General features: G+C 62.5%; 12 protein-coding genes. 1 reads left to right on the forward strand and 11 read right to left on the reverse strand.

All coding sequences use genetic code 11. From position 1 onward, the window contains the following. Positions 1-18: 18 nt before the first annotated feature. From HMPREF2682_RS09235 to murA, 9 genes are all read right to left on the reverse strand, one after another. Positions 19-3,873, reverse strand: coding sequence for a helicase-related protein (locus HMPREF2682_RS09235; protein WP_083321751.1), 3,855 nt, complete (start codon positions 3,871-3,873; stop codon positions 19-21). Further along, positions 3,870-5,195, reverse strand: a complete 1,326-nt coding sequence (locus HMPREF2682_RS02760; RefSeq protein WP_070831196.1) for a DAK2 domain-containing protein — start codon at positions 5,193-5,195, stop codon at positions 3,870-3,872. Before HMPREF2682_RS02760 ends, HMPREF2682_RS09235 begins: the two co-directional genes overlap by 4 nt. A 254-nt stretch (positions 5,196-5,449) precedes the next feature. Further along, a complete protein-coding gene (locus HMPREF2682_RS02765; RefSeq protein ID WP_070831198.1) occupies positions 5,450-6,805 on the reverse strand; it encodes a thiamine-phosphate kinase in 1,356 nt (451 codons plus the stop codon). A 78-nt stretch (positions 6,806-6,883) separates the two neighbouring features. Then, positions 6,884-8,500, reverse strand: a complete 1,617-nt coding sequence (locus HMPREF2682_RS02770; RefSeq protein ID WP_070831201.1) for a hypothetical protein — start codon at positions 8,498-8,500, stop codon at positions 6,884-6,886. A 529-nt stretch (positions 8,501-9,029) separates the two neighbouring features. Further along, positions 9,030-10,148: a D-alanine--D-alanine ligase family protein gene (locus HMPREF2682_RS02775; protein ID WP_070831204.1), complete on the reverse strand. Its 1,119-nt coding sequence runs from the start codon at positions 10,146-10,148 to the stop codon at positions 9,030-9,032. Between the two features lie 115 nt (positions 10,149-10,263). Beyond that, a complete protein-coding gene (locus HMPREF2682_RS02780; protein ID WP_141752172.1) occupies positions 10,264-10,713 on the reverse strand; it encodes a hypothetical protein in 450 nt (149 codons plus the stop codon). Positions 10,714-10,854: 141 nt separating this feature from the next. Continuing rightward, entirely contained in the window at positions 10,855-11,973 is a 1,119-nt protein-coding gene (locus tag HMPREF2682_RS02785) for an NAD(P)H-dependent glycerol-3-phosphate dehydrogenase (RefSeq protein WP_070831207.1), read from the reverse strand. 111 nt (positions 11,974-12,084) lie between these two features. After that, complete coding sequence (locus HMPREF2682_RS02790; RefSeq protein ID WP_070831210.1) at positions 12,085-12,942, reverse strand: lysophospholipid acyltransferase family protein; 858 nt, start codon at positions 12,940-12,942, stop codon at positions 12,085-12,087. Then, positions 12,942-14,375: a UDP-N-acetylglucosamine 1-carboxyvinyltransferase gene (murA, locus tag HMPREF2682_RS02795; RefSeq protein WP_070831212.1), complete on the reverse strand. Its 1,434-nt coding sequence runs from the start codon at positions 14,373-14,375 to the stop codon at positions 12,942-12,944. The genes HMPREF2682_RS02790 and murA overlap by 1 nt, the downstream gene beginning before the upstream one ends. Positions 14,376-15,065: 690 nt before the next feature. Here murA and HMPREF2682_RS02800 point away from each other — a divergent pair. Next, positions 15,066-16,505, forward strand: a complete 1,440-nt coding sequence (locus HMPREF2682_RS02800; protein ID WP_070831215.1) for a transcriptional initiation protein Tat — start codon at positions 15,066-15,068, stop codon at positions 16,503-16,505. Between the two features lie 202 nt (positions 16,506-16,707). On the opposite strand, the gene leuD is transcribed toward HMPREF2682_RS02800, so the two are convergent. Both leuD and leuC read right to left on the reverse strand, forming a co-directional pair. Then, positions 16,708-17,301, reverse strand: a complete 594-nt coding sequence (leuD, locus tag HMPREF2682_RS02805) for a 3-isopropylmalate dehydratase small subunit (RefSeq protein WP_005505627.1) — start codon at positions 17,299-17,301, stop codon at positions 16,708-16,710. A gap of 26 nt (positions 17,302-17,327) precedes the next feature. Beyond that, positions 17,328-18,770, reverse strand: a complete 1,443-nt coding sequence (gene leuC, locus HMPREF2682_RS02810) for a 3-isopropylmalate dehydratase large subunit (RefSeq protein WP_070831218.1) — start codon at positions 18,768-18,770, stop codon at positions 17,328-17,330. Between the last annotated feature and the right edge of the window lie 45 nt (positions 18,771-18,815).

The raw sequence follows: 18,815 nt of genomic DNA on the forward strand, positions 1-18,815 counted from the left end.
TTTTCCCTTATCGGGTACTTATCCCCTGCCGAGGAACGCCTCACGGTCAGCGTCCAGGGCGCGGTCAATCGTACGCGCCAACGACGGATGCTTAGCCAGCGTCGGGTCCTTCTCCACCACCGAGCGGGCATCCTCGCGGGCACGCTCAATAATGTCGGCATCGGCGAGCGCCCGCAAGAACCGCAGGGTGCTCTTCGAGCCCGATTGTGCAGCACCCAGAATATCACCCTCGCGGCGCTGCGCCAGGTCGATGCGGGAAAGCTCAAAGCCGTCCGTGGTGGAGGCGACCGCATCCAGACGCTCGCGGGACACGCCGCCCTCCTCCTGGCGGGTCACCAGCAGGCAGGTGCCCGCGTAGCCGCCGCGGCCCACACGACCTCGCAGCTGATGCAGGCCCGAGATGCCGAAGCGGTCAGCGTCCATGATGATCATGAGCGTGGCGTTCGGGACGTTCACGCCCACCTCAATGACGGTGGTGCTGATGAGCAGGTCAATCTCACCGCGCTCGAAAGCGGTCATGACGGCGGTCTTCTCCGCCGGGTCCATGCGGCCGTGCAGGGTGCCGATGCGCACGCCGACGAGGGCGTCCTCCGCGCTCAGGTAGGAGTACATGGAGGCGACCGAGGTCAGCTGAACCTTGCCGTCGCTGCTGGCGCTACCGCCCTGACCGAAATAGCCCTGCGCAGAGTTGCCTGCACCGGTTCCAGCACCGTTGAGGCTGGATGCGCCAAAGAACGCCGCGCCCTCCTCCAGGCTATCGCCGTCCTCCCCAATTTTGGGTACGACAACATACACCTGGTGGCCCGCGTCAATTTCTTCTCGGGCGCGCCGCCACAGCCGGGACGCCCAGGCAGGCTTCTCAGCGAGGGGCACAACGTGGGTCGAAATTTTCTGTCGACCGGCGGGCAGGGTGTCGAGCACGGACACGTCCAGGTCACCGAACACGGTCATGGCGACGGTACGCGGAATGGGCGTTGCGGTCATGACCAGGCGGTGCGGCAGGGCGCCGTCAGTACCACGCAGGCCGTCGCGCTGTTCCACGCCGAAGCGATGCTGCTCGTCCACGACGACCAGACCCAAATCGTGGAAGCTCACCTCGTCGGAGAGCAGGGCGTGGGTGCCAATCACAATCTGGGCGGTGCCGTCGGCGAGTTCCTGCAGTACCTTGCGCTTGGCGCGGGTACCCATGGAGGCTGTCAGCAGGCACACGCGCACACGACCGGATTCTTCCCCGCTCCCCGCGAGAGTTCCCTCAGCAGAACCGTCAGCATCTTCGGGTGCCGCCATATCCCCCAGGATGTCCAGCACCGAACGCAAATGCTGCTCGGCGAGCACCTCGGTCGGGGCGAGCATCGCGGACTGGCCGCCCGCGTCGGCAACCTGCAGCATGGCGCGCAAAGCCACCACGGTCTTACCGGAACCCACGTCACCCTGCAGTAGGCGGTTCATGGGCGATTCACTCGACAAGTCGGCGGCAATCTCAGCGCCGACCTTCTGCTGCCCCTCGGTCAGCTCGTAGGGCAGAACCTTCAGCAGCTGATCGGCGAGGCCACCCTCCACGGCGGGGCGCGGCTGGGTCAGGTGCGCGGCACGCACCGAGTGCAGGCGGGCGAGCGCGCTCTGCAGCACGAACGCCTCGCGGTAACGCATCTGCGCCTGCGCGGCACGCCACGTGTCCTCAGAGTCCGGGGTGTGCAGGGCGCGGTACGTCCACTCCAGCGACGGCACCTTGCGGGCGCGACGAATCGTGTACGGCACCGGGTCTTCAAGCTCTTTGAGCGGCACCTTTTCGAGTAGTTGCGCCATGTAGCCGCTGATGCGGTCGGTGGGCAGCTTCACGGGGGCGCGGTAGACGGGCACGGGGGCGGTGGCGGCGTCGGTGACGTCCGCGCCGGAGGCGTCCTTCGAGAGCAGGGCGTAGTGCGGGTTGGTGAGGGTGTATTCGCCGCGGTAGATACCGACCCTGCCGGAGAACATCATCGTTTCACCCTCGCGGATTTCGCGGGCGGCGGTCCAGGCGTTGAAGAAGGAAAGCTTCATCTGCGAGCCAATAAGCGCACCGGGGTTCGTCATGCTGGGCGCGGGCACGCCAAAGAGGCCTCCCTGCGCGAAACTATCCTGCGCAAAACTGTCCTGCGCGAACGAATCTTGGCCGTAGCTATCTGCGTAGCCGCTGTAGGAGGCGGGCTGTGCTCCCCTGCCCTGTGCCGGGTTCTGGGCCGCGGGGTTCTGAGCTACGGGAATCTGGGCAACTGGGTTCTGCGTGGAGTTAGCGAGCGTGTTAATGCGCGGGTTGTGCATCCCGGTTGCCTGCCAGCTCTGCGCGGGCACGCCGGATACTCTGGATGCACCGGATACGCCGGGGCGGTTCGCGCGCCCGTGCACCACGGATACAGGGCCACCAGCCCCGAGGCCAGCGGCACCAAAACCGGCAGCCCCAAAACCTGCAGGTGTATCCTGCCTGGTGGCGTCGGAAAGCCGGTCGGTGATGGTCACTTCCGTGATTTTGCCGCGGCGCGCCGCCATAGTTCGGGTGCTCACGTGCACCACGCGGGCAATGATGGTGACGTCCTGGCCCTCAACAAGTTCGGCGAAGGAGCTGAGCTCACCGCGCGGCAGGTATTTGCGCGGGAAGTATTCGAGCATCTCCCCGACGGTGTGCAGATCCAGATGCGTGGCGATTGCCTTGGCGCTGGGCGCGGGCAGGTACTTTTTGAGCGGCGCGTTTTCGATGCGGTCTTCGGAGGCGTAGCGCGCCAGGGCGCGGCTCTTAGCCTCCGCAGCGGCTGATGCGGAGGCTGCATCGGGCTTCTCAGCCGCAGCTTTCTTAGTAGCTGTCTTCTTCGCGGAAGCTTTCTTCGCAGGGCTTTTCGGCGCAGCGGTCTTCGGCTTTGCCGGAGTTTTCTGCGCTGGGTTTTTCTCCGCAGTGGTTTTCGGCTTTGCCGGAGTCTTCTCGGCGGTAGCAGATTGAGCAGCGGGCGCTTTCTTAGCGGGAGCAGCCTTCTTCGCCGGGGCTTTAGAGGTGCCCGATTCCTTGGCGGGCTCAGTCGGCACCTTCTTGGGGGTCTTCGTGGCGGTAGCAGGTTGAGCAGCGGACGCTTTCTTAGCGGGAGCTGTCTTCTTCGCCGCTACCTTTTGGATCGCGGGCTTTTCAGCGTCTACCTCAGGCGCGCTCTTCTTCGCATCGGGCATCTTCGGTGCAGGCTTCTGCTCGCCCTCTTCACTCGAGGTTTCCGCCTTCTGCGGGCGCGGCGAAGCATCCCGCGCGGGAGTATCACTCTGCGGGGTCGGTTCGATCTGAGCTGGTTCCTTCTGAACCGTCTTCTTCTGAGCAGGTGCTTTCTGGGCGGGCGCCTTCTGAGCAGGTTTCTTCTGTACAGGCTCCTCCGGCTGCGCCGCCTGCCGCGCCGCCAAAGCAATATCGACCAGCTCGTAGAGAGCGTCATCGGTCATGGTGTGCGCGGCGGGACCCAGCGAATGCTTGAGGGCCTTGAGTGCCTTACGGTAGGGGGCGCTGGCGCGCTGTGCCGCGCGTTCGCTCAACTCGGCGCGGCTCACCTCGCCTCGGGCGTAGGCGGCAAGATCACGCACGGTCAGCTCGGCGGTGGTGCGGAGCTGCTCATCGCTCAGTAGCGGCGCATCCTTTTTCCACTGCCGAGCTCGGGTCGCAGAATCAGCACGGGTCACAGAGGCGGCACGGGCAGGCTCCACAACCGTTGAATCTACGGACTCAGAATCTACGGGCTCACTCTGCGCTGCCTCAGCTTTCGCGGGCTTAGTATTTGTCGGCTTAGTTTTGGCGGGAGCAGGCTCAGGAAGCCCCAAGTCCAGGGCTTCCTGCTGCGGGTTCACGGAACGTCGGGCGGGGCTCATGCGCCGCCCTCCGCAGCGCATGCGTGGTCGGCGTGATGACCATCCGCCAGGGAGGAAATACGCTCATCCGACCACTGACCGTAGCCCATAATCAGCTTGCGGGCGGGGTCGACTTCGGGAACGTGCACGTGCAGCGCCCAGAGTCCAGCCGCCATGTCCAGGGGCGTAATGAGCAGGCTGTCGCCCATGGCTTCAAGCTCCGGGCGCAGCTGCGCCAGGGCGAGGGGCTCGCAGGTCAGCGTACCCATAAGCTCCCAGCCGCTCTGCCCCTCACTTTCTGCGTGCTCGGCAGTTTCAGCGTCCGCCTGTTCAGAACCCACTCGTGCCGCAGAACCAGCTACAGAAGTCACACCGGCAGAGGGCGCACGCAGCATGGACTCCACCTGCGCCTCGTTCAGGGTCGCGCCTTCCCAACGCGGGTTGGAGTGCACCACGGCAAGGTAGAAGCCGAGCGCGCCGGCGTCCACGAAACCGGCAAGCTCGGGTGAGGGCGGGAACTGCGCGGTACGTTCCAGAGCGGCACGCATCAGCGCACGTCGACGCTCCTTCAGCGCCTCGTCAGCGGCTTCTGCGTCCTGCGATGCATCATAGTGTGCATCCAAGCGGGCGAGCTCCACCATGACCGACAGCATCGTGGAGGGCACCATCTGCTCCCCCACGCTGGCGCGAATACGCTCAGCCGCGAACGCCATCGCGCGCGCCTCCGCGTGGGCGTACTCCAGCTTCACTTCGCGGTGCTTCGGCAGGGAACCGCCAGCCAGCACACGCTCGTAGTCTGCCTCCAGGGCACGCACGAGCGGCAGCTCATCGCCCGTGTTGCCGAGCTCCCGAGCGAGGTTTCCGGGCAGGAACCAGTAGCTACGCACCGCCTCCAGCGCCCAAGCGCAGAGCAGAGTACCGGAGTTGCCGCGCGCCACGCGGGATGCGCGCATAATCGCGTGCTCGTAGATTCCGCCCAGCTGAATCCACAGGTGGGCGAGGGTTTCCTCTTCGGATGCGCCCGCCGCCTCGGGCACGCACGCGCCCTCCCCGCCAGGATTTTTGCCAGAGGGAAGAACCTCACTGGGCAGACTCTCACTGGGCAGAACCTGCTCCATGCCCCGCTCAAACTCTTCGGTCAGGGTCAGCAGGGTATGGGCGATATTGGAGCCGGTGTCTTTATCGGGCACAGGGAACCCGTTGAGTTCGTTGAGCGCCTCGCGGTAGCGTTCGATGGTGGTGCGGGCGGCGGTGGACCACGCTACGCCGAAGCGGTAGGCGCGCACGCAGGCGCGGCGGTAAATCTCGCGTTCTTCGGTGCGCTGGTTCTGTTCTGCGTTCACGCTACCCTCCTCGTCGGTTTCGTCAGTTTCGCGCGGTTCTCGGCTGAGTTTGTGGCTAGTTCCCGACTGATTTCCCGGTTAGTTCCCGACTGATTTCTCAGCGCCCGCGGCACGGGCGGGATCCAGCCTATTTCGTACTTCTATTCTAGGCAATTTCGGTTAAATGTACGGTATTGTCCGTCGTCTATCCCGCGGGCTGAAAGCACGGACTAAACATATAAACCGCACGCACCTCGCGGCACTCGGTGAAGCTCCTACGCGGAAGCCCCGTAGTGTTCCCAGCCCATGCCGTCCAGGGAGCGGCCGTCCATCACGACCGCCGCGCCGGTCACCGCATTGTGGCGGCGCTCGGCACCGTAGAGTTCGGCGCTCAGACCGCGCTCCGGGGCATCCGCAACACAGGTTCCCAGGGGCACAAATTCTTCCGGCACATCGCCGGGGAAGGTCGCCAGCAGGCCGTGATCTTCTCCGCCAACCAGCACGAAGGTGCGCGCCAGGGATGCGGGGCTCTCCCCCGCCTCGTTGCGCTCACCAATCGCCAACAGCAGGCGCGCCAACGGTAGCAGCGGCTTGGCGAACGCATCCACGGCGGCACGGTCGAGGCGCATCTGCACCCCGGAGGCGGCGGCAACTCGCCCGGCGTCCTTGACGAGTCCGTCAGAAAGATCCAGCATGGAGCTTGCCTTATGCTGGCGTGCCACTTCACCGGCGGGGATGGGGCTGACCGGGTGGTGCTGCGATGCGACGGCGCGCTCGCAGACCGCAATCATGTGCGCGGCATCTTCGGGGGTGAGGGTGCGGGCAAGCTCGATGAGCCCCTCGGGGAGAGCAACAGCCGATCCCTCGCCCTGCTTTTCAGTCTGTTTCTGAGCCCACGCCTGTCCTACCGCCCCCAGCGCCGCTTCGACTTCCTGGCCTGCGGCAATAGCACGCAGCAGTGCCGTGGCGGGCAGGGAGAGCGGGTTGAGTAGCAGGCGCAGACCGGCATCGGACCAGGCGGTACGCCCCGCCAGGGCGATAGTGTCGCCGGGGCGTGCACCGGAGCGCAGCACGGCGCGGTCCGTGTAGCCGAGGGCGGTGACGGTCACCGACATTTCGGTGGAGTCGCCAATATCGCCGCCGCCAATCACGCATTCGGTGGCTCCGCAGGCGTTGATTCCGTCCACAATGCCGTGGGCGAAGCCGTCAATCCAGCCGTAAGGCGTGCTACCGGGCAGGCTCAAAGAGATGAAGAGGCTCGCCGGGCGCGCACCCATGGCGGCAACGTCGGCAAGGTTCTGGGTCGCGGCTTTGCGCCCCACATCGTAGCCGCTACTGCGGGCGGGTTCCAGATTGAACTCACCGGCCTCACTCGTCTGGGCAATACCGCCGGGCCAGAGGTTCATAAAGTCCTGGTCCTCAACGAGAGTGTCGGTGGTGACCACGGTACGCTGACCGGGCGCGGGCTCGGCGAGAACGGCACAGTCGTCACCGGGACCCACCTCGAGGGGTTCGATGCGCCCCGCCTGGCGTGCCGTTGCGGCAACCTGCTCGTTGTGGGCGTTGATAATCGGCATGAAAGCGCGCAGAACGCGGGACTCCCCCAGCTTTGAGAGAGGTGTCTCTCGCATGGGGTTGTCCCGCGTTTCGCTAAAAGTCTGAGGATTCACATCCTCTATTATCGCGTATTCTTACGCGTTATGTTCGCCTTAGGCTCCGCGGCTGAAGTAGCGGATTGCCAGAGCAATCAGCACCAGACCGATGAGTGAGAAGAGGATCAGCGGTGCAATGCCGGAAAGTCCGGAATCGTCCGCGTCCGCATTCTTCACGGCCTGCTCCTGAGCGGCGTTCGCGCCATCAGCCTTTGCCACGCTCTTTGCAGAGCGGCTGGCGCTAGCCGAGGTGGAGGAGGAGCTAGGCGACTTCGAAGCCGATACCGAGCTTGAGGAGCTCGAGGGGCTTGCCTCGTGGGAGTGGTCCTCGTCGGTCTTATTGCGCGAGAGGTATCCAGCAACCCAGTCAGCCGCACCCGGAATGGAGTCATTCGAGCCGTTATTAGCTGCGATTCGTCCGAGGGTGGTGCCGCCAGAACGCAACGGATCGTCATCCTCGCCATCAAGCCTGTCGCTCGGTGCCTTGCTCGGTGAAGAGCTCGAAGATCCCGAAGAGGAACTTGAGGATTCAGAGGAGTTGCCCGGTCGCGGAAGCTCAATGGAGATGATGACATCTTCCCCAGAGACTTCCTGACGGTTTCCAGGGACGGTCACCGGGTTGTTCGCCGGAGGAATCGGAGCAACAGGTTCGGTCTCAATCGGGGTAACCGACTTGGAGTCCGAGCTGCCCTTGTTATCCTCTACCGGAGCTACGGGAGCTACCGGAATCACGGGGATGACCGCGTCCTTGGTCGGCTCGTTAGTCGGATCCTGAACCGGGGCCGGAACGACCGGAACCTGAGAGGGCTCCTGGGTCGGTTCGGGAGTTACATCCTTCGTCGGCTCGGGAGTAGGTTCAGGAGTGGGCTCCGGATTCGGTTCCGGTGTGGGGTCCTGAGTAGGCTCTGGGGTCGGCTCGGGAGTTACATCCTTCGTCGGCTCGGGAGTAGGTTCAGGGGTGGGCTCTACCGTAGGCTCAGGAGTCGGATCCTGAGTAGGCTCAGGAGTTGCGTCCTTGGTGGGTTCCGCGGTGGGCTCCACAGTAGGCGCAACGGTCGGCTCCGGAGTGGGAGCAACAGTAGGTTCTGCCGTCGGCTGGACCGTAGGCTCTGCAGTCGGAGCTACAGTCGGCTCAGCCGTCGGAGTTGCGGTAGGAGCAACACTCGGTTCGGCACTTGCGCTAGGAGCTACGGTCGGCGTAGCGGTAGGTTCAGCGGTTGCATCCTTAGAGGGCTCTACGCTAGGACTCGCCGTAGCACTCGGGCTTGCAGTCGCACTAGCAGAAGCGGTGGGCTCGGCAGTAGGCTGCGCGGTAGCGTTCGCATCCGGGCTGGGCGTAGCACTTGCGGAAGGCTCAGCACTAACAGTGGGCTGAGCACTCGAAGAAGCGCTAGGCTGAGCGGTGGGCTCTGCCTGCGCTTTGTCAGTCTTATTGTCCCCCTGAGCGGTGGGCCATGCGCTCACGGTTGCGAGCGTGGGTACTGCCGTCTGAGAGGAAGATGCCGCGTTTGCGGTGGGGTCCAGGGTTTGGCTTGCGGTGCCGACAGGGTTGGGCGGAACCTGAGACGCCGCCTCTTGCACATCTTGAGCAAATGAGGCCACGTAGGGGCTTCCGGAAGCAACCAGTGCTGTCGCCAGACTCGCAGAGACCACCTTACGGTTTCGTTTTCCCAAAGGTTGTCCTTGACTTTCTGATACGTTGTGAGTGAATAGATACCCAATCGCTAGGGCAGATTGGATATACCTTCATCTATTCTACCGAATCGGCTTTTTCTTCATTACTCATTTTAGCGCTTTCATACCAATCTTTGAGCTTCAAGATGTGCAACGACCACCAACAGCATCTTTTCATTACCTAGAAGCATCATTTCATGCACTTATGAGCAGAATTACGTTTTGCCTTATCAATACCACTTTAAAACTTGCACTCCATCATCTAAACGACCCCGAGGCGAATATAAGTGATTTTTCTCATGAGTGAAAAACGAGCGATTCTCATCAAGATTTAGAGGCTAATACGTACCAATTCTCCCTCTCACACAGGCTGAACTTGCCCACCGCGCAAAAAGCGCCCCGGCGCGAATCCCTCAAGAATCCGCACCGAGGCGCCTTACAACAGGGGCTACTCCCCCGCCGTTACGTATTCAATTGCTAAGCGCAGTCAAAACGACGGTGCGCCCAAGAACTAGCGCTACCTCAAGAACTAGCGCAGACCCAGGGGGCGTTCCATCGCCAGGGTCAGCAGCTCGCTAATCAGGTCGGTGTAGGAAATACCGGTGTTCTCCCACATGGTCTTGTACATCGAAATCGGGGTGAAGCCGGGCATGGTGTTCACCTCGTTGATGACCAGGTGGCCATCCTCTGTGTAGAAGAAGTCCGCACGAGACAGACCCTCACCATCCAGCGCCAGGAATGCCTTCACAGCCAGCTCACGCAGACGATCCTGCACATCCTGCGGCAGGTTCGCCGGGCACACGGTCACAGCGGAAGACTCAGAAACGTACTTCGCCTCAAAGTCGTAGAAACCGTGATCCTGATCCACAACCTCAATCTCGCCGGGGTAGGATGCGCGCGGCATCTCGCCGTGGTGGCCATCGAGCACAGCGCACTCGATTTCGCGACCCACGATACCGGCCTCAATAATGATTTTCGGGTCGTGGCGGCGTGCCTCTTCAATCGCGGGCACGAGCTCCTCCACCGAATCCACCTTGGTAATGCCGAAGGAGGAACCGGCGCGGGTCGGCTTCACAAACATGGGGAAGCCCAGCTTCAGCACGCGCTCCAGAATCTGCTCGCGGTCCTCGTACTCCCACTGGCGGTTGGTGACAACCTCGTAGGGGCCGACCTCCAGGCCAGCGGACTCGAAGGCGACCTTCATGAAGTGCTTATCCATGCCCACAGCGGATGCGGTCACACCGCAACCCACATAGTGCAGGTCAGCCATTTCCAGCAGACCCTGCACGGTGCCGTCCTCACCGAAGGGGCCGTGCAACAGCGGGAAGACAACGTCCACCGGCGCGGTGCGGGTCACAGTGCCGTCCTCGTCAATCAGGGTCAGGCGGGAATCGCCGGCACCCATCGGCAGGAACACCTGCTGGGTGCCCGCGGGGAACTCTGCGGTACCGCGAGTGCCCGCGGTCAGCTCGGCGAGCTGCTGCTCATCGGTCAGGTACCAGCGGCCGTCACGGGTAATACCGATAGTGATGACGTCGTAGGCGGTGCGGTCAATAGCGCCCAGAACGCCGGCAGCGGTAATGAGCGAAATCGGGTGCTCGGAGGAGCGGCCACCGCACAGCAGGGCGACGGTCTTCTTCTCGGTCATATATTTCTCCCTGTTCGTTTCGGGGCGTACCCGCCCCACTTACAGCCCATTGTATCGTCTCTTACGGGCCTTTCTGACACTAGTACCCAAGCTGCGGTAACCGCAGATACCGGGGTCATGGCGCACGGTGAATACGCAGCACAGGCCCATCAAATAAGGCGGTAATCAGCTGATGCATGTGCGCATCGTCGGTGGTGAGAGTGGCGGTGCGGGGGCGCCTGGGGTGAGTTTTTACCGGTTCCATCACACCTGTACCCGCCAGATGATGAGCGGTAATAGTTAGCACCGCCACACGTTCACGCCGCGTTGGAAACTCAGTGTGCAGTATCTGCCGCAGATATTCAGACACGTTCATGGTGTCCTCGGCAGAACCTGCGGCTGCGAGCACTATAGCGGTTTGAGGCAGCAGGTATGCCCATCGGCGGAATGCCATGACCCCCGTCATCTCCTCGGGGCACGAATCAGCCTGTTCGCCCCAGGGAACCACCACAATATCGGCGCTCTCAAGAGCCTCGTATATATCGGTGGTGTAAGTCACCGGAAGCTGGTGCGCGGTTTCTCCCATATCGGCGGGTTCCCACAGGTATACCGGGCGATCGCACTCGGTTTTTTGAGCTACCGACCCTGTAGCTGCAGCACACAGCGCCCCATACCCTGCGGAGCCCAACACAGCGGTGGTTACCGAGCTCAGGTTCATTGCGTGCTCTTAATGCCCTTCATGTTTAAGGGAACGCCCCAGCAGCTGAGGCGCCAAATCCTCAATGCCGATACGGCCCGAAAGCACAGCCACCACAGCCTCAACAATGGGCATCTCCACGCCGTGACGACGAGCCAACTCAGCCACCACCGGCGCCGACTTAATCGACTCAGCGGTCTGGCTCATATGCTCGTGCAGGCGGTCAGGGGTAACACCCTGAGCCAGCAGGCGGCCCGCCGTGTGGTTACGAGACAGCGGCGAAGAGCAGGTCGCAATCAAGTCGCCCATACCAGCAAGACCGCTCATCGTCGCAGCCTCGCCGCCCAACGCCACCGCCAGGCGGGTAATCTCCGCCAGACCGCGCGTCATAATGGACGCCTTCGAGTTATCGCCGTAATTGCGGCCCTCGCAAATACCCACGCAGAGGGCAATCACGTTCTTCACCAGACCGCCAATTTCAGTACCCACCACATCCGTGTTGGTGTACGGGCGGAAGTACGCGCACGCAATCGCGTGAGCCACAGCCTCAGCCACCGGCAGAGTGCGAGCCGCAACCACGGAGGCGGTAGGCTCCTCCCCCATGATTTCCTTCGCGAGGTTCGGGCCCGACAGCACGCACACGCGGTGCGGAATATGGCCAATCGCGCGCACATCGGCACCGCGCAGAGCCATAGCCTCTTCCAGCTCCTCGGTAATGACCTGCGACATGCGCAGACCAGTACCGGTCTCCAGGCCCTTCGCCAAAGACACCAGCATGGCGTTCGGCTCAATATAGCGGGCGAAGCTCTGCAACTGCGAACGCAGCACCTGCGCGGGCAGGGCAAGAACCACAATATCGGCACCGGTCAGCGCCGCGGGGGCATCCGCCGTGAAGTGAATATTATCCGGCAGCTTCATTCCCGGAAAATAGCGGGCGTTCTCGCGGGTGCGCTCGCACTCAGCCATCGCCTGCTCATCACGACCGATGAGGGTCACGCGAGTGTCATCGCCGCGCTCACGGGCAGCGTCCGCCGCAATCTTAGCGAAAGCGGTGCCCCAGCTACCGGCGCCGAGCACCGCAATAGACTGCACGGTTGCCGGAGGGGTAAATTCAGGGCTTGCTGCGGGGGTGCGTCCAAAGAAGGTCACGAAAACACCTGCCTCTCTTCCTTGCGAGGTTATTGTGCGAGTCCCTGACAGGCGCCTCAGCGAATAGCCGCGGCATCTGTCAGGGCCTCTACGATTCTCCCAGCTGGGATGCTACTTTTCGTCCGGTTCACCAAGCGCGCCACCGACCGGCCCCGAGGGGGTACCGGGGGCTTCACGACGCTTAGTGCGCGGGTTCCAACGACCCTCCGGAGCCTTCTCGCCGCGGATTTTCTCCAGCTCGGCGGTGATAGCGTCCAGCATTGCGTCGGTGACCACGCCCAGTTCGGTGCGGGTGTGCTTAGCCTCGGGGCTGGAATCCTCAACGAGGGAGGCAATATCCAGAGCCTTGCCGACCTTCACGCGAACGGTCTTGCGCGGGAACAGCGAAATCTTACGCTTCTCCTTGATGCGGCCGTCCTCGCCGGCCTCGTCCACGTAACCGAGAATCTGCTCGTCGCCCCAGTGCGCCACCGGGAAGACGGGTGCGCCGGTCGCAAGAGCCAGACGAGCCGCACCGGTACGCGCCTGCATGGGCCACAGCTGCGGATCGTGGGTGGTGGTGCCCTCCGGGAAAATCACGACGGCACCGCCAGCCTCAACAATCTTGCGGGCAGTAATCAGGGACTTGCGCGCATCCACCGAACCGCGAACCACGGGAATATGCGCGAGCTTGCGCATAATGTAGCCGAGCACGGGGGCGCGGAAGAGCGAATCCTTCGCCAAGAAGCGCGGCAGGGCGCCCTCAACGAAAGCAGGGAAAGCCACGGTCACCGGGTCAAGCTCGGTGGTGTGGTTAGCCACGATAATGTACCCGCCGCTCTTAGGCAGGTTCTCACGGCCGGTAATCTCAACGCGTGCGATGAGCTTGTACAGCCCGCGCGCAGCGTTACCGAGCACCTTGTACAGCGCATCACCGGAGGCGGTGGGCTCAATCTCAGGCAGAGCCTGCTTTCCCTGCTGTCCGCTCACTAGTCCTGAACCTCAACTTCCTCGGGCTCAACAACAACGATTGCTGCATCGGGCTTGGGAGCCTTCGACGCCTTGCGTGCCAGCACCTCAAAGTTGGCACCCAGGCCCTTGAGCTTCTCCTCAAAGTTCTCGTAGCCGCGAGCAATCAGCTCAACACCGCTCACGTGAGAGGTGCCCTTAGCCGCCAGAGCAGCAATGATGTGGGAGAAGCCGCCGCGCAGGTCCGGAACCTCAATGTCGGCACCGGTCAGCGGGGTGGGGCCAGAAATAATAGCGGAGTGGCCGTAGCCCTTACCCTCGAAACGGCAGGGTGCGCCGCCCACGCAATCGCGCATAACAACGATATCTGCACCCATCTGCTTCAGCGCGTTGGTGAAGCCGAAACGCTCCTCGTACACGGTCTCGTGCACGATAGACGCGCCCTTAGCCTGGGTCAGCGCCACGACGAGGGGCTGCTGCCAGTCGGTCATGAAGCCGGGGTGCACGTTGGTCTCAAAAACGATGGGCTTCAGCTGAGCACCGGGGGTGCGCTGAGCCGGGTGGGTGAAGCGGATACCCTCGGCGGTCACCTCGTACAGACCGCCCATCTTGCGGAACTGGTTCAGGAACGCGGTCATATCCTTCTGCGCTGCACCGCGAACGAAAATGTCGCCGCCGGTAGCCAGCGCCGCAGAAGCCCAGGAAGCGGACTCGTTGCGGTCGGGCAGGGACGCGTGATCGTAGCCGGTCAGCTCATCCACGCCCTCAATGACGATGGTGCGGTCCTCGTTAATGAAGATGATTGCGCCCATCTTCTGCAGAACAGCAATCAGGTCAATAATTTCGGGCTCAATCGCAGCGTTACGCAGGATGGTCTTACCCTTAGCGCGGACACCGGTGAGCAGAACCTGCTCGGTAGCACCCACGGAGGGGTAGTTCAGCACAATCTCTGCACCCTTCAGACCCTCTTCGGGAACAATCAGGGTGGTGCCGGTTTCGTCGTCCTTCTCAACGACCGCACCGAACTTGCGCAGTGCAGACATGTGGTAGTCGATGGGTCGGTCACCGATCTTGCAGCCGCCCAGGTTGGGGATGCGCGCGGTACCGAGAGTGTGTAGCAGCGGGCCCACCATCAGAATCGGGATGCGAGAGTTACCACCGAAGAGCTGAATCTCCTCTGCGTTCTTTGCAGCGGTGGTTGCGTCCTGTGCGGGGTTGAGGGTGAGAACACCGGCTTCACGGTCGTAGTCAACCTTCGCACCGTGCAGCTCCACGAGGGTGGTAACGATTTCAACATCGCTCAGGTCGGGAACGTTACGCAGGGTCGAGGGAGTCGAACCGTGCAGTGCTGCGACCATAGCCTTGGGCACCAGGTTCTTGGCGCCTCGAACGTGAACCTCACCAACGAGCGGAGTGCCACCTTCAATGCGAAGCTTGCTGATGTTCTCAGTCATTAAAAATCCTTTGTGGAGTCGGCTGGTTTACGCCGAACTTTAACAGTGTGCCGATACGCCGCGTTCTGTCGTGCCGCGCCCCTGCCGGTAGCAGGGCGAAACGGGCGCATATATTCATCATTATTCTAAGCCCTGCGTAAAGGTGCTCCAAACACTGAAGAACCTTTGGAACTCGCGACTAGGATTTTGCTCTGTTGTGTATGTGAAAAACCGCTCTGACCCCCTCAGATTCAGAGCCAGAAAAAACAAAAAGATACACAAACATTCACACTAATGCAAACATTTTTAGGTTCTTCACCGAAATTTGACGCTAGTTTCGTCTTTTTGACGCACGAATTTGAACTTGAGAGCAACCTCACCCCTACAATAACGTGCACACTCGTGCCCACTGAACGGCGCCTCCACTCTCAAGGAGAAGTCAACCAGCTCTCAACTGCGGCATCGGCGCCGGCATTGCCGTTGCTCCTCGCAGTACGGCGCCACACGGCAGGGAACGGGCGTGCATTCACTGCATACAACCTTGCGATGACGCCCAACTAAAACGGTTCGGCTTCCTGATTCACTTCAACTTCAAAAATTCACTTCAACATTACCGTAAATATTCGAAAGTCAACCGAAAACCACGGCGCATCGCAACCAACCACAGGTTACTTCGCGGCTGCATCCGCGAACTACCGGAGGACCCCAAAAATGACACATCACAACACTGCATCACGCATTTCGCGCCGTCGCCTCGTACAGGGCGCTGCATGGAGTGCCCCCGTCATCCTCGCCAGCGCAACCGTCCCCGCATGGGCGGCAAGCGGCGAGCCCACCTGCTCCCCCGCCCTGACTCTCAAGCCCACCGCAACCGGCTACGACGACAAGGCAGGCGCATACACCGAATGGCTCGTCCCCGAAGGCGTTGGACGAGTCCGCTTCGACCTTGTAGGCGGTGCCGGCGGTGCGGCAACCTCCTTCACCCCCCGCTACCTGACCGAGGTCACGAACGCCTCCCTGGCTGGCGGCGGTGCCGGTGCACAGCTCAGCGGCGTCCTGGCGGTCAAGTCCGGCGATATCCTGCGCGTCTGGGCGGGTAACGGCGGCGTCGGCTCTGCATCCGGCGCGCAGCCCGCACTCGGCGGCGAAGGCTACGCTGCAGGCGGCGACTCCACCGGCTCCAGCAATGCAACCGGCAGTGCGCAGGTAGTGGGCACCGACAGCGGCTACGTGTACGGCGCGTCTGGCGGCGGTTCCTCCGCGGTCGAGCTCGTTCGTGACGGCTCAGTCACCGTCGTAGCCGTTGCAGGCGCTGGCGGCGGCGGTGCACAGCTGGGCACCCTCACCACCCACCAGAGCATCTTCGACGCGCAACCCAAGGATCAGCTGAACCCGGCACTGCGTATCGCCATGGAACACCGCGATGCCAATAGCACCGCGGGCGGTAGCGCAGGCGGCGACCTGGGCACCGACAACACCGGTCAGGGTGGCATGCTCGTGGCAAGCCCCTACCAGGAGTTCAAGCCCCTCGACGAGGACGACAAGCCCCTCGACATGCGCTTCATGGTCACCGGCGGTACCGCCGGCCGCTCCGGCGTGGCGGGCACCCTCGGCGAGGCACTGGTCGGCATCCTCGACGAGAACAACGAGCTGAAGCTCATGCCCATGTCTACCTCCTGGTTTGAGTCGTACGATTTCCCGCGCTACTACCTCTACGGGGGCGACTCCGTGCATGAGGGAGAAAAGGGCACCGGCGGTGCGAACGCAACCGGCTCTTACCGCGGTAAGGGCGGCTCGGGCGCACTGCTTTCCCGAACCCAGGGCAAGCTCTCCCTCACCTCCGTAGCATCCGGTGGTGGCGCCGGCTACGGCGGCGGCGGCGCAGGCCTGAACATCTGGACCGTCGGCTCATACTACGAGGGCGTTTTCGGCCGCCAGGTGCAGTTTGAGAACGAAGGCAACATCTACTCGCTCAGCGCTCTGAGCAGTGGCGGCGGCGCGGGCGGCAGCTACATTAACCACGAGGTGGTTTCTGATTTCGCTCTTGCCACCGCGCAGAACGCAAACCCGACCGCGGGCGTGCGCTCCCCCGGTTCGGCTGCACTGTACAGCTGCACCGAGAACGCAACCCTGAACACCCCCCATCACTGAGGGTGCGCTCTAAATAGTCAATGAATGCGCCTCCCCGGAAGAATACTCCGGGGAGGCGCATTTATATATGTGCCAGGGTTCTGGGCGCAGAAAAGCTCAGGATACAGAAAAGCTCGAAGGCGGCGACTGATTCAGTCACCGCCTTCGAGCTTTATCTAGAGATGTCTAGGGCTTAGAGCGCTCGGCTTAGAGCTCCCCCTATTTAGAGCTCCTGGGTGCGGGGCATCCAGGAGGGGCGCTTCGCCTCGTACGCCTCGATAGCCTCGAGGTTCTGCAGGGTCAGACCGATGTCGTCCAGGCCTTCCATGAGGCGCCAGCGCACGTAGTCGTCAATCTCGAAGGGAACGACCAGCGCACCCACGGTTACGGTCTTGGACTCCAGGTCAACGGTGATTTCGGTGCCGGGCTCGTGCTCCAGCGCCTTCCAAATCAGCTCAATGTCGTCCTGCGCGACCTGTGCGGTCACCAGGCCCTGCTTACCCGAGTTGCCGCGGAAAATATCGGCAAAACGAGCGGAGATAACGACCTTGAAACCGTAGTCGCGCAGCGCCCACACTGCGTGCTCACGGGAAGAACCGGTACCGAAGTCCGGGCCCGCAACCAGCACGCTACCGTGCTTGTAGGGCTCCTGGTTCAGGATGAACTCGGGATCCTTACGCCAGTTCGCGAAGAGGGCATCATCAAAGCCGGTCTTGGTCACTCGCTTGAGGTAGACGGCGGGAATGATCTGGTCGGTGTCAACATTCGAAGAACGCAGCGGCACGCCAATGCCGGTGTGCTTAATAATGGGTTCCATAATGGCTCCTTAGCTATAGCGGCGTGCTAGGCCACGACGTCGGACGGGGCGGACAGGGTACCGCGCACAGCGGTTGCGGCAGCAACCACCGGGGAGACCAGGTGGGTGCGGCCACCCTTACCCTGGCGACCTTCAAAGTTACGGTTCGAGGTGGAGGCGCAACGCTCACCGGGTGCCAGCTGGTCGGGGTTCATGCCCAGGCACATGGAGCATCCGGCAAAGCGCCAGTCGGCACCGAAGTCCTTGAAGACCTTGTCCAGGCCCTCTGCTTCTGCCTGCGCGCGGACCTTCTGGGAGCCGGGCACGACCATCATGCGTACGTTCTCGGCGATGGTGCGGCCGCGCACGATGTCGGCTGCGGCGCGCAGGTCCTCGATGCGGGAGTTGGTGCAGGAACCCAGGAAGACAACGTCCACGGGGATGTCCTTCATGGGGGTGCCCGCCTCCAGGCCCATGTATTCGAGGGCGCGTTCTGCTGCAACCTTGTCGTTCTCGTCCTCGAAGTCATCCGGGGAGGGAACGGCGTGGCTCAGCGGAATACCCTGACCGGGGTTAGTGCCCCAGGTGACGAAGGGCTCGAGCTCGTCAGCGTTGATGAAGATTTCCTTGTCGAAGACGGCGCCTTCGTCGGTGGGCAGGCTCTTCCAGTACTCGACTGCCTTGTCCCACTCTTCGCCCTTGGGTGCGTGCTGGCGGCCCTTGATGTATTCGAAGGTGGTCTCATCGGGGGCAACCATACCGGCGCGTGCGCCCGCCTCAATGGACATGTTGCACATGGTCATGCGGCCCTCCATGGAGAGGGAGCGGATCGCGGAGCCGCGGTATTCGAGCACGTAGCCCTGACCGCCACCGGTGCCAATCTGCGCGATGACGGCGAGGATGATGTCCTTTGCGGTCACGCCGGGCTTGAGGGTGCCCTCAACGTTGATTGCCATGGTCTTGAAGCGTGCCAGGGGCAGGGTCTGGGTTGCCATGACGTGCTCCACCTCGGAGGTGCCGATACCGAACGCGAGAGCGCCGAACGCACCGTGGGTGGAGGTGTGGGAGTCACCGCAGACGATGGTCATGCCGGGCATGGTCAGGCCGAGCTGAGGGCCAACCACGTGCACAATACCCTGCTCCTCGTCGCCGAGGGAGTGGATGCGCACGCCGAATTCCTTGGCGTTGCGGCGCAGGGTCTCAATCTGAGTGCGGCTGGTCAGGTCGGCGATGGTGCCGAAGATGTTGTCGGTGGGGGTGTTGTGATCCTCGGTGGCAATGGTCAGGTCGAGGCGGCGCAGGGGGCGGTTCTCGATGCGCAGGCCTTCGAATGCCTGGGGGGAGGTCACTTCGTGCAGTAGCTGCAGGTCGATGTAGAGCAGGTCGGGCTTGCCGTTTTCACCGGGGACGACGACGTGTGCGTCCCAGACTTTTTCTGCCAGGGTGCGCGGACGGGTGCCCGCGGTGGTTGCGTTCTGTTCGCTAGTCATGCTTTCTCCTGCTTGATGCGTTCCTACGGTGGATGCGTTCGGTGT

This window comes from Rothia sp. HMSC061D12 (assembly GCF_001836735.1).
Classification (GTDB): domain Bacteria; phylum Actinomycetota; class Actinomycetes; order Actinomycetales; family Micrococcaceae; genus Rothia.

Bases quoted from the DNA above. Each gene is read 5' to 3' on its own strand.
- HMPREF2682_RS09235 (WP_083321751.1), bottom strand. From the start codon at position 3,873: ATGAGCCCCGCCCGACGTTCCGTGAACCCGCAGCAGGAAGCCCTGGAC.
- HMPREF2682_RS02765 (WP_070831198.1), bottom strand. From the start codon at position 6,805: ATGCGAGAGACACCTCTCTCAAAGCTGGGGGAGTCCCGCGTTCTGCGC.
- HMPREF2682_RS02775 (WP_070831204.1), bottom strand. From the start codon at position 10,148: ATGACCGAGAAGAAGACCGTCGCCCTGCTGTGCGGTGGCCGCTCCTCC.
- HMPREF2682_RS02780 (WP_141752172.1), bottom strand. From the start codon at position 10,713: ATGGGAGAAACCGCGCACCAGCTTCCGGTGACTTACACCACCGATATA.
- murA (WP_070831212.1), bottom strand. From the start codon at position 14,375: ATGACTGAGAACATCAGCAAGCTTCGCATTGAAGGTGGCACTCCGCTC.
- HMPREF2682_RS02800 (WP_070831215.1), top strand. From the start codon at position 15,066: ATGACACATCACAACACTGCATCACGCATTTCGCGCCGTCGCCTCGTA.
- leuD (WP_005505627.1), bottom strand. From the start codon at position 17,301: ATGGAACCCATTATTAAGCACACCGGCATTGGCGTGCCGCTGCGTTCT.
- leuC (WP_070831218.1), bottom strand. From the start codon at position 18,770: ATGACTAGCGAACAGAACGCAACCACCGCGGGCACCCGTCCGCGCACC.